The 9,626-nt window shown below is 69.9% G+C and carries 7 protein-coding genes; 6 read left to right on the forward strand and 1 reads right to left on the reverse strand.

The window, feature by feature from the left end; genetic code table 11:
• The first annotated feature begins 223 nt into the window (after positions 1-223).
• The 3 genes from hemE (at position 224) to PK606_RS12670 (ending at position 4,420) form a co-directional block, all read left to right on the forward strand.
• Positions 224-1,354, forward strand: a complete 1,131-nt coding sequence (gene hemE / locus PK606_RS12660; protein ID WP_324564523.1) for a uroporphyrinogen decarboxylase — start codon at positions 224-226, stop codon at positions 1,352-1,354.
• Between the two features lie 382 nt (positions 1,355-1,736).
• A complete protein-coding gene (gene priA / locus PK606_RS12665) occupies positions 1,737-3,851 on the forward strand; it encodes a replication restart helicase PriA (RefSeq protein ID WP_324564525.1) in 2,115 nt (704 codons plus the stop codon).
• 200 nt (positions 3,852-4,051) lie between these two features.
• A complete protein-coding gene (locus PK606_RS12670; protein WP_324564527.1) occupies positions 4,052-4,420 on the forward strand; it encodes a hypothetical protein in 369 nt (122 codons plus the stop codon).
• 45 nt (positions 4,421-4,465) lie between these two features.
• Here the strand turns inward: PK606_RS12670 and PK606_RS12675 are convergent, their stop codons facing one another.
• Complete coding sequence (locus PK606_RS12675) at positions 4,466-5,428, reverse strand: AEC family transporter (RefSeq protein WP_324564529.1); 963 nt, start codon at positions 5,426-5,428, stop codon at positions 4,466-4,468.
• A gap of 82 nt (positions 5,429-5,510) precedes the next feature.
• Here PK606_RS12675 and PK606_RS12680 point away from each other — a divergent pair, with 82 nt between their 5' ends.
• The 3 genes from PK606_RS12680 to PK606_RS12690 form a co-directional block, all read left to right on the forward strand.
• Positions 5,511-7,604, forward strand: coding sequence for an ATP-dependent helicase (locus PK606_RS12680; RefSeq protein ID WP_324564531.1), 2,094 nt, complete (start codon positions 5,511-5,513; stop codon positions 7,602-7,604).
• The gene (locus PK606_RS12685) at positions 7,601-8,080 is read left to right on the forward strand and encodes a hypothetical protein (protein ID WP_324564532.1); all 480 of its coding nucleotides are present in this window, start codon (positions 7,601-7,603) and stop codon (positions 8,078-8,080) included. The genes PK606_RS12680 and PK606_RS12685 overlap by 4 nt, the downstream gene beginning before the upstream one ends.
• A gap of 351 nt (positions 8,081-8,431) precedes the next feature.
• The coding region (locus PK606_RS12690; RefSeq protein ID WP_324564533.1) for a type IIL restriction-modification enzyme MmeI at positions 8,432-9,626 on the forward strand (1,195 nt) is incomplete at its 3' end.

Here is a 9,626-nt window from a genome sequence, read left to right on the forward strand (position 1 = left end):
CTCCTTCGAACTGTTGTCTGCCAGCGCCAACATGACCCCGGCATCGGCCAGCGGTAGCGGGTGTCCGGGACTGCTTGGGCGGTCTCGCGCACCGATGCGCCGATGACTTCACTGTGCCCGGCGGGCTGCGGCGGCTGCATCGGTCGCCGGCGCGGGCGCTTGTCAGCCGGGCGCGAGCGCCGGCTGTAGGACAGCCCCCCGCGAGGCTGAGACAATGGAGCCCATGAGCTTCGCCCCTTTGCAAAATGACACCTTTCTGCGCGCCTGCCTCGGTCAGGCCACCGAGCACACCCCCGTCTGGCTGATGCGCCAGGCCGGACGCTACCTGCCGGAGTACTGCGCCACGCGCGCCAAGGCCGGCAGCTTCATGGGACTGGCCACCAACGTGGATTACGCCACCGAGGTCACGCTGCAGCCACTGGCGCGCTACCCGTTCGACGCCGCGATCCTGTTCTCGGACATCCTGACGGTGCCCGACGCGATGGGCCTGGGCCTGTCGTTCCAGCAGGGCGAGGGGCCGAAGTTCGAGCACGTGGTGCGGGGCGAGGCGGACGTGGCCAGGCTGGCGGTGCCCGACATGGACAAGCTGCGCTATGTGTTCGACGCCGTCACCAGCATCCGCAGGGCGCTGGGCGGCCGCGTGCCGCTGATCGGCTTCTCGGGCAGCCCGTGGACGCTGGCCTGCTACATGGTCGAGGGCGGCGGCAGCGATGACTACCGCCAGGTCAAGACCCTGATGTACGCCCGGCCCGACCTGATGCACCGGGTGCTGGCGGTCAACGCCGACGCGGTGGCGCAGTATCTGAACTTGCAGATCGACGCCGGCGCGCAGGCCGTGATGGTGTTCGACTCCTGGGGCGGCGTGCTGGCCGATGGCGCCTTCCAGGCCTTCAGCCTGGCCTACACCGCACGCGTGCTGGCACAGCTCAAGCGCCAGGGTGCGGACGGCCAGCGCGTACCACGCATCGTTTTCACCAAGGGCGGCGGTCTGTGGCTGCAGGAAATGGCGCGCGAACTCGACTGCGACGTGCTGGGCCTGGACTGGACCATGAACCTGGGCCAGGCACGCGCGCGGCTCGCCGCCACGCCGGCGGCACGGCCGACTGCGCTGCAGGGCAACATCGACCCCAACGTGCTGTTCGCGCCACCGGAGGCGATCCGCGCCCAGGCGCGCGCCGTGCTCGACAGCTTCGGCGTGCCGCACACCGACCCAGCCCGCACCGGCCTCACCCACATCTTCAACCTCGGGCACGGCATCAGCCAGTTCACGCCGCCCGAGCACGTGGCGCACCTGGTGGACGAAGTGCACGCGTATTCGGCCCGGCTGCGGCAGGCGGCGCGGGTGCCGGCGTAGGACGGCGCCTACGCTGCCTACGCCGCTTTGGCGGTGACGTCAAGGCCCCGTGCATGGTGAAAACCCGAAAATAATCGGCCGCCAGCACTTGACTTATGCACAAAACTTGACTTTCGTCGGTTTGCGGCATGCGTGCGACTGCAGTTCGGGCAGCCCGCGCAGCACGATCGCAAGTCATTGATTCATATGAACTTTAAATCCTGCACGTTTGACGGGCAATGCAAGAAAAGCCTTGATTTGCAAGGACCCCGGGCGAACTGGCGAGGTTTTTCAACAAAGTTATCCACAGAATTTGGGCATGATTCGAGTTCTGTCATGAAATCAACGACTTAAGGCTGACAGTGCAAGTGATTTTCGACGCCGGCACGGGGCCGATCCAGCGATGACGCACTGGCTGGCGGTCGCCGTCGCCACGCCCGCGCACAGCGGGTTGGACGAGTTGCTGACCTACCGCCACGACGCGCCGCTGGCGCCCGGCAGCGTCGTGCGCGTGCCGCTCGGCCGGCGCGAGATGCTGGGCCTGGTCTGGGGCCCGGCCGAACCGCCGGCGGCCGAACTGGTGCCGCAGGTGCGGCCGGTGGGCAGCTGCTTCGACGGCCTGGCGCCGCTGCCGACCGACTGGCGCGAGTTGATCGCCTTCGTGGCGCGCTACTACCAGCGCACGCTCGGCGAAGTGGCGCTTGCCGCCCTGCCGCCGCAGCTGCGCACGCTCGACGCCACGCAGATGGCGCGGCGTCTGAAGCGCCACCCGCCCGCAGCCGCGCCGCTGGCGCCGGCCACCGGCCACGCCGCGCTGTCGGCGGAACAGGCCGCCGCGCTGGCCCGCATCGAGGCCGATCCCGGCCCCTTCCTGCTGTTCGGCGCCACCGGCAGCGGCAAGACCGAGGTCTACATGCAGGCGGTGCAGGCGCTGCTGACGCGCGACCCGGCGGCGCAGGCGCTGGTGCTGGTGCCCGAGATCAACCTGACGCCGCAGCTGGAAGCGCGCTTTGCCGAGCGTTTCGGCGCCGCCGCCTGCGTGTCGCTGCACAGCGGCCTGACCCCGGCGCAGCGGCTGGCCGCCTGGCTGGCCGCGCACACCGGCCGCGCGCGCATCGTGCTGGGCACGCGGGTGGCGGTGCTGGCCTCGCTGCCGCAGCTCAGCCTGATCGTGGTCGACGAGGAGCACGACCCCAGCTACAAGCAGCAGGAAGGCGCGCGCTACTCGGCGCGCGACCTGGCGCTCTACCGCGGCAAGCTGCTCGGCGCCAAGGTGCTGCTGGGCTCGGCCACGCCCTCGCTGGAGAGCTGGCACGCCAGCACGCCGGTCGAAGAGGGCGGCGCCGGCCGCTACCAGCGCCTGGAGATGCCGCAGCGCATCGGCGCCGTTGCCGGCGGGGGCGGCGGCCTGCCGCTGGTGCGGCGCGTCGACATGACGCGCCAGCCGCGCGGCACGCTGATCGCGCCGCCCGTGCTGGCCGCCATCCAGGCGCGCGTGGCGCACGGCGAGCAGGCGCTGCTGCTGCTGAACCGGCGCGGCTGGGCGCCGGTGCTGCACTGCGCCGACTGCGGCTGGAAGAGCGAATGCCCGCACTGCAGCGCCTACCGCGTGTTCCACAAGATCGACCGCACGCTGCGCTGCCACCACTGCGGCTTCACCCAGCGTGTGCCGCGTGCCTGCCCGGAATGCGGCAACCTCGACATCGGCACCCTCGGTCGCGGCACCGAGCAGCTGGAAGAGCGCCTCACGGAGCTGCTGACCGGCGTCACGCGCCCGGACGGCCAGCCGGTGCGGGTGGCGCGCATCGACGCCGACGCCACGCGCGGCGCCGGCCGCCTGGAGGCCAGGCTGGCCGAGGTGCACGCCGGCGACATCGACGTGCTGGTCGGTACCCAGATGATCGCCAAGGGGCATGACTTCCGGCGCGTCACCCTGGTGGCCGCGGTGCAGCCGGACGCGGCGCTGTTCTCGAGCGACTTCCGCGCCGCCGAGCGCCTGTTCGCGCTGCTCATGCAGGCCGCAGGCCGCGCCGGGCGCGACGCCACCACCAGCGCCGCCAGCGAGATGTGGGTGCAGACGCAGCACCCGCAGCACCCGCTGTTCGCCGCGCTGAAAGCCCACGACTACCCCGGCTTCGCCGCCCGGCAGCTGGCCGAGCGCGCCCAGGCTGGCCTGCCGCCCTACAGCCACCTGGCGCTGCTGCGGGCCGAGGCACGCAGCCAGGCGGTGGCGCAGGAGTTCCTCGGCGCGCTTGCGCAGGCAGCCCGGCAGACGCTGGGTTCGGACGGCAGCCTGGCACCGGCGCTCGCGCGGGTCACCTGGTACCCGGCGGTGCCGGTCGCGGTCCAGCGCGTGGCCAACATCGAGCGCGCGCAGATGCTGCTGGAAAGCCCCTCGCGCGGCGCACTGCAGCGCGTGCTGGCGGCCTGCCAGCCGCTGCTGCACCAGCTGCGCGCCGCGCCCGCGCACCGCGGTCTGTTGCGCTGGGCGATCGACGTGGATCCGCTGGCGGTCTGATTCGGACCCCGAACCGGCGTTTGCGGCCTTGTCCGACAAGGCGCCGGCATGGCCCGGACTACAGTGACCGCGTCACGGGTCGCTGGTCCGCCGCGCGAGAGGTGCCATGTGCACGCGGACTATCACCCGACTGGCTCAACCACTGCCTGCGCGTACCAGCTGGATCAAGCCGGCGCGCCAGCCGACAAGGAGAAACCGACATGAAACGCTTGCTTGCCCTGCTCGCCCTGTCCGGCGCCATCGCGCTGCCCGCCATGGCGCAGATGACGCCCGCCGAAACCAACCTCGACCAGAGCGCAGCGCGGATGGAAAAGCGCAATGCCCAGCCGGGCCAGCTGACCGCCGTCAGCGCCGAGCAGGCCACCGCCAACGCGCTGCAGCGCTGCGCCAACCTGCCGCCGTTCTACAAGTCGGACTGCGAGGCCCGCGTGCGCGGCCAGGGCCAGGTGTCGGGCAGCGTCATCGGTGGCGGCCTGGTCAAGGAAAGCGTCACCACCATGCCGAAGACCGAGCTGGACGCCATGATCAAGAGTCACCAGCCCATGAGCGTGCCGGCACCGCGCAAGTGATCGCGCGCCGCCACGGCGCGGCGACACGCCACCGCCCGCCGGTGGTCAGCTGACCAGCGCCACGATCGCCGAGAAGCTGAAGAAGGCCGCGGCGGTCGACCACAGGATGACGCGCGCGACGCGGCCGTTGTCGGCGCCGAAGCGCTCGGCCAGCAGCGACACGTTGCTGGCGGACGGCAGCGCCGCCGTCAACACCAGCGGCGCCAGCATGAAGGCCGGCAGCCAGCCGGTGCGCACGGCCAGCCAGCCCAGTCCCCAGGCCAGCGCCGGATGCAGCAGCAGCTTGGCCAGCGTGATGGTGCCGACATCGCGCAGCGGTGACGGCCGCGCGCCCAGCGCCACCGCCTGGTACTGCGCACGCGCCAGCACTGCGCCGATGGTGAACAGCGCCACCGGCGAAGCCGCGTCGGCCAGCAGCTGCACGGTCTTGCCGAGCGGCGACCACAGCTGCAGGCCGACGGCGCCCGCCAGCGCACCCAGCAGGATCGACCACGGCATCGGGTTTCGCAGCATGCCCTGCAGCGCCCGGCCGACCGCCCTGGCCACGCCGTGCTCGTCGGCTGCGCCCCATTGCGACAGGCCGATGCACAGCGAGGTCGTCACCACCAGGTCGATCAACAGCGTCGCCATCACCGGTCCGACCGCGCTCTCGCCCAGCAGCGCCAGGATCAGCGGTACGCCCATGAAGCCCGAGTTCGGGAAGGTGCCGACCAGCGCCCCCATGGCCGCATCCGGCCAGTCGGCACCCAGCCGGCGTGCGCGCCAGGCGACCAGCGCCACGATCACGGCGGCGCACGACAGCCACAACAGCGCCACCGCCGGGCTGAACAACTGCATCAGCGGCGTCGTGCTGCCGAACTGGTACAGCATGCAGGGCAGCGCGAAGTACAGCACGAACATGTTCAGCCCCGGCACCGCGTCCAGCGGCAGCAGGCGCGAACGCGCCGCCACGTAGCCACACAGCACCAGGGCGAAGAACGGGAAGGTGACGACCAGGATGTCGCTCACGGAGGATCGGAGTCAGCCGGCATGTAAGGTGGCGCGCATCATGCCATGCGGGTCCACGGCCGCATCGGCGGCTGCGGCTAAGATGCCTGCCTTGCCTGTTTCCGCTGCCTTGTCTTCCCCCCGTCTCAACCTCGCCCAGCAGGACGCCGTCAACCACCTGCGCGGCCCCTGCCTCGTGCTGGCCGGCGCTGGCTCGGGCAAGACGCGCGTGATCACGCACAAGATCGCGCGGCTGATCCAGACCGGGGTCGAGCCGCGCCGCATCGCCGCCATCACCTTCACCAACAAGGCCGCTGCCGAGATGCGCGAGCGCGCACGCGAACTGGTCGGCAAGCCGGCCGGCGAACTGCTGGTCTGCACCTTCCACGCGCTCGGCGTGCGCCTGCTGCGGGAGGACGGCGCGGCGCTGGGCTTGAAGCCACAGTTCAGCATCCTCGACAGCGACGACGTGCTGGCCCTGATCAAGGACTGCGGCGCCACCACCGACCTGGCCACCGCGCGCCAGTGGCAGTGGGCGATCAGCCGCTGGAAAAACGCCGGCTTGGACTCGGCCGAGGCGCTGGCCCAGGCCACAAGCGAAGCCGAGCGCCAGACCGCGCAAATCATGGCGCGTTACCAGGAGCGCCTGGCCGCCTACCAGAGCGTCGATTTCGACGACCTGATCGGTCTGCCGCTGCGCATGCTTCAGAAGCATGAAGACGTCGCTCGGAAGTGGCAGGACCGGCTGGTGCACGTGCTGGTGGATGAATACCAGGACACCAATGCCACCCAGTACGAGCTGATGAAGCTGCTGGTGGGCAAGCGCGGCAGCTTCACCACCGTCGGCGACGACGACCAGAGCATCTACGGCTGGCGCGGCGCCACGCTGGACAACCTCAAGCGCCTGCCCGAGGACTTTCCGCAGCTCAAGGTCATCAAGCTGGAGCAGAACTACCGCTCCACCGCCGCCATCCTGCGCGCCGCCAACAACGTCATCGGACCGAACCCGAAGCTGTTTCCCAAGCGGCTGTATTCCGAGCTGGGCGAGGGCGAGCCGGTGCGCGTGCTGGCCTGCGACCACGAGCAGCACGAGGCCGAGCGCGCGGTGGCGCGCATCCAGTCGCTGCGCCAGGAATCAAAGCACAAGGAATGGCGCGACTTCGCCATCCTGTACCGCGCCAACCACCAGGCGCGTGTGTTCGAGCAGGCGCTGCGGCGCGCGCAGATTCCGTACAAGGTCTCGGGCGGGCAGAGCTTCTTCGACCGCGCCGAGATCAAGGACCTGTGCGCCTGGCTGCGCCTGTGGGTCAACGAGGACGACGATCCGGCCTTTCTGCGCGCGGTCACCACACCGAAGCGCGGCATCGGCCACCAGACGCTGGCCGCGCTGGGCGAATTCGCGTCCAAGGCGCGGCGTTCGCTATTCGGCGCGCTGTTCGCGCATTCGCTCGGCGCCGCGCTGCCGGCGCGCGCGGTCGGCAGCCTGCACGAGTTCGGCCGCTACGTGAACGATCTGCAGCACCGCGCCCGCCACACCGTCGGTCACGAGGCCGCGCGTGCCTTCCTGACCGACTGGCTGAAGGACATCGGCTACGAGCAGCATTTGTACGACGCCGAAGACAGCGAGGCGCTGGCGGCGGCGCGCTGGACCAACGTGCTGGAATTCTGCGACTGGATGGCCGGCCGCTGCGGCGGCCAGATCGACGACATGGCGGGCGTCAGTACCGCGGCCGAACGCAAGAGCCTGCTGGAAGTGGCGCAGACCATCTCGCTGATCTCGACGCTGAACGAGCGCGAGCAGGACTCGGACGTGGTCACCCTGTCCACCTTGCACGCCGCCAAGGGCCTGGAATGGCCGCACGTGGTGCTGGCCGGCGTCATCAAGGGTCTGCTGCCGTTCCGCCCCGACGAGGACGCCGGTGCCGCCGCGCAGGCCGCGCGCATCGAGGAGGAGCGCCGCCTGATGTACGTCGGCATCACGCGCGCCAAGACTTCGCTGGCGGTGAGCTGGGCACGCCGGCGCAAGAAGGGCCGCGAAATCGTCGCCGCCCAGCCGAGCCGCTTCATCGCCGAGATGGCACTCGACCAGGCCACCACGCGCGAGGACCCGCGCGAGAAGCTGAAGGCGCTGCGCGCCGAGTTCGCCAGGCGTGCGGCGCAGTCGCCCACGGCTCCTGATCAGGAGCGCGTCGCATGAGCCTGCGCACCATCCTTGGCCTCTGCCTCGCCGGGCTGCTGGCTGCCTGCGCCGGCACACCGTCCGGGCCAGGCGACCAGGCGGCGACGGCAGAAACGACAGCCGGCTGCCCCGACGTGACCCGGCTGCACGCCGCCCACCTGTACGGCAGCTGGCAGCTCGAACTGCCGCAGGCCGGCCAGCGCGGCACGCTGACGCTGCGCCAGCACCCCGAATTCAGCGCCAGCCTGCGCGGCGAGTTCGACTACGGCGGCCAGCGCTCGATCGCCTCCGGCGACGTCGAGGACGGCGAATTCAACCTCGACGAGTCGCGCGACGGCAAGACCCTGCACGCGTTCTGGAGCGGCCGCCTGGTGCCCGCCGCCTGCGGCGCCGAGATCCGCGGCCGCTGGCAGCCGCTGGCCCGGCCTGGCCAGCCGGCGCCAGCCGAGAGTGACTTCATCCTGCGCCGCGCCGGCGGTGATGGACGCTGGTAGCCGCTTCGGCACCTGGCAAAAAACCACGGAAACGAAAAAGCCCACCAGATGGTGGGCTTTTTCGCGGGCGAGGAGGATTCTATTTCATCGCATAACGTATTGATTTATATGATTTTCCTGATTCCATATCGCCATAGATACCCACAAAAATACCCACAAATCGCAATCTGACCCTGCTTGTGGCGCTTACGCCACTCGGCCTGCCGCGTTAGGACGCCACAGCTCGCGCGGCGTCGACCCGCACGCGCTGGCTCTCGGCAATCAGCGCACCGCAACAGTCGAAACCGTCGCCCCAGAAGCATGAACCGGTCGACCGTGCCGTGCGTCCTGTCCGACCCCTATCATGGCCCCATGAGCACAAGAACATCGGCCCAGGCGTTCATCGAACGCTGGGAGGGAGTCACCGCGAGCGAGCTGGCCACTGCTCAGACCTTCGTCATGGACCTGTGCGAGCTGCTGGAGGTGCCCAAACCCCACGCCACGCCCGCCGAGGACTACATGTTCGAGCGCCCCATTACCTTCAGCCATGGGGACGGCTCCACCAGTGCCGGTCGCATCGACTGCTACAAGCGCGGTCACTTCGTGCTGGAAGCCAAGAAGCTCAAGGCCGGCACCCACACCAAGGGCTTCGACGACGGCCTGCTGCGCGCCCGCAGCCAGGGCGAAGGCTACGCCCGCGCGCTGCCACCCGAGGAAGGCCGTCCGCCGTTCGTCATGGTGGTGGACGTGGGCAACGTCATCGAGGTCTACGCCGAGTTCAGCCGCAGCGGCGGCACTTACACGCCGTTCCCCGACCCGCGCAGCCACCGCATCCTGCTGGCCGACCTGGCCAAGCCCGAGCTGCTCGAGCGCCTGCGCAAGATATGGACCCGGCCGGATGAGCTCAACCCGGCGCTGATCTCCGCCAAGGTCACGCGCGACGTGTCCAACAAGCTGGCCCTGCTGGCGCGCTCGCTGGAGCAGGCTGGGCACACGCCGCACACGGCAGCCGCCTACCTCTCGCGCTGCCTGTTCTCCATGTTTGCCGAGGACGTGGAACTGCTGCCCAAGGGCTCATTCCAGACCCTGCTGCTGCAACACCGCGAAGACCCAGCCACCTTGCAGCAGATGCTGCGCATCCTGTGGACCGACATGAACCGGGGCGGCTTCTCCGCCGCGCTGGCCAAGCCCGTGCTGCGCTTCAACGGCAAGCTATTCAAGGACGACGGCGCCGACGGCTACAGCCTGTTGCTCATGCCGGAACACATCGACCTGCTGATCCAGGCCGCTCAAGCCAACTGGCACGAGGTCGAGCCCGCCATCTTCGGCACCCTGCTGGAACGCGCGCTCGACCCCAACGAGCGCCACGCCCTGGGCGCCCACTACACGCCGCGCGCCTATGTGGAGCGGTTGGTGCTGCCAACCATCGTCGAGCCGCTGCGCGGCGAGTGGGCCAATGCCCAGGCTGCTGCAGTGCTGCTCGCCCACGAAGCGGCCGAATTGGAAGCCAGACCGCCCGAGGTCAAGACCAAGAAGGACTTTGCGGCGCTGGACCGCCATAACAGTG

Origin of the sequence: Ottowia sp. (genome assembly GCF_035444425.1) — a bacterium.
Classification (GTDB): domain Bacteria; phylum Pseudomonadota; class Gammaproteobacteria; order Burkholderiales; family Burkholderiaceae_C; genus Ottowia.

What these genes read in the sequence shown, in the direction of transcription:
- hemE (WP_324564523.1), top strand. Translation starts at nt 224, where the DNA reads ATGAGCTTCGCCCCTTTGCAAAATGACACCTTTCTGCGCGCCTGCCTC.
- priA (WP_324564525.1), top strand. Translation starts at nt 1,737, where the DNA reads ATGACGCACTGGCTGGCGGTCGCCGTCGCCACGCCCGCGCACAGCGGG.
- PK606_RS12670 (WP_324564527.1), top strand. Translation starts at nt 4,052, where the DNA reads ATGAAACGCTTGCTTGCCCTGCTCGCCCTGTCCGGCGCCATCGCGCTG.
- PK606_RS12680 (WP_324564531.1), top strand. Translation starts at nt 5,511, where the DNA reads ATGCCTGCCTTGCCTGTTTCCGCTGCCTTGTCTTCCCCCCGTCTCAAC.
- PK606_RS12685 (WP_324564532.1), top strand. Translation starts at nt 7,601, where the DNA reads ATGAGCCTGCGCACCATCCTTGGCCTCTGCCTCGCCGGGCTGCTGGCT.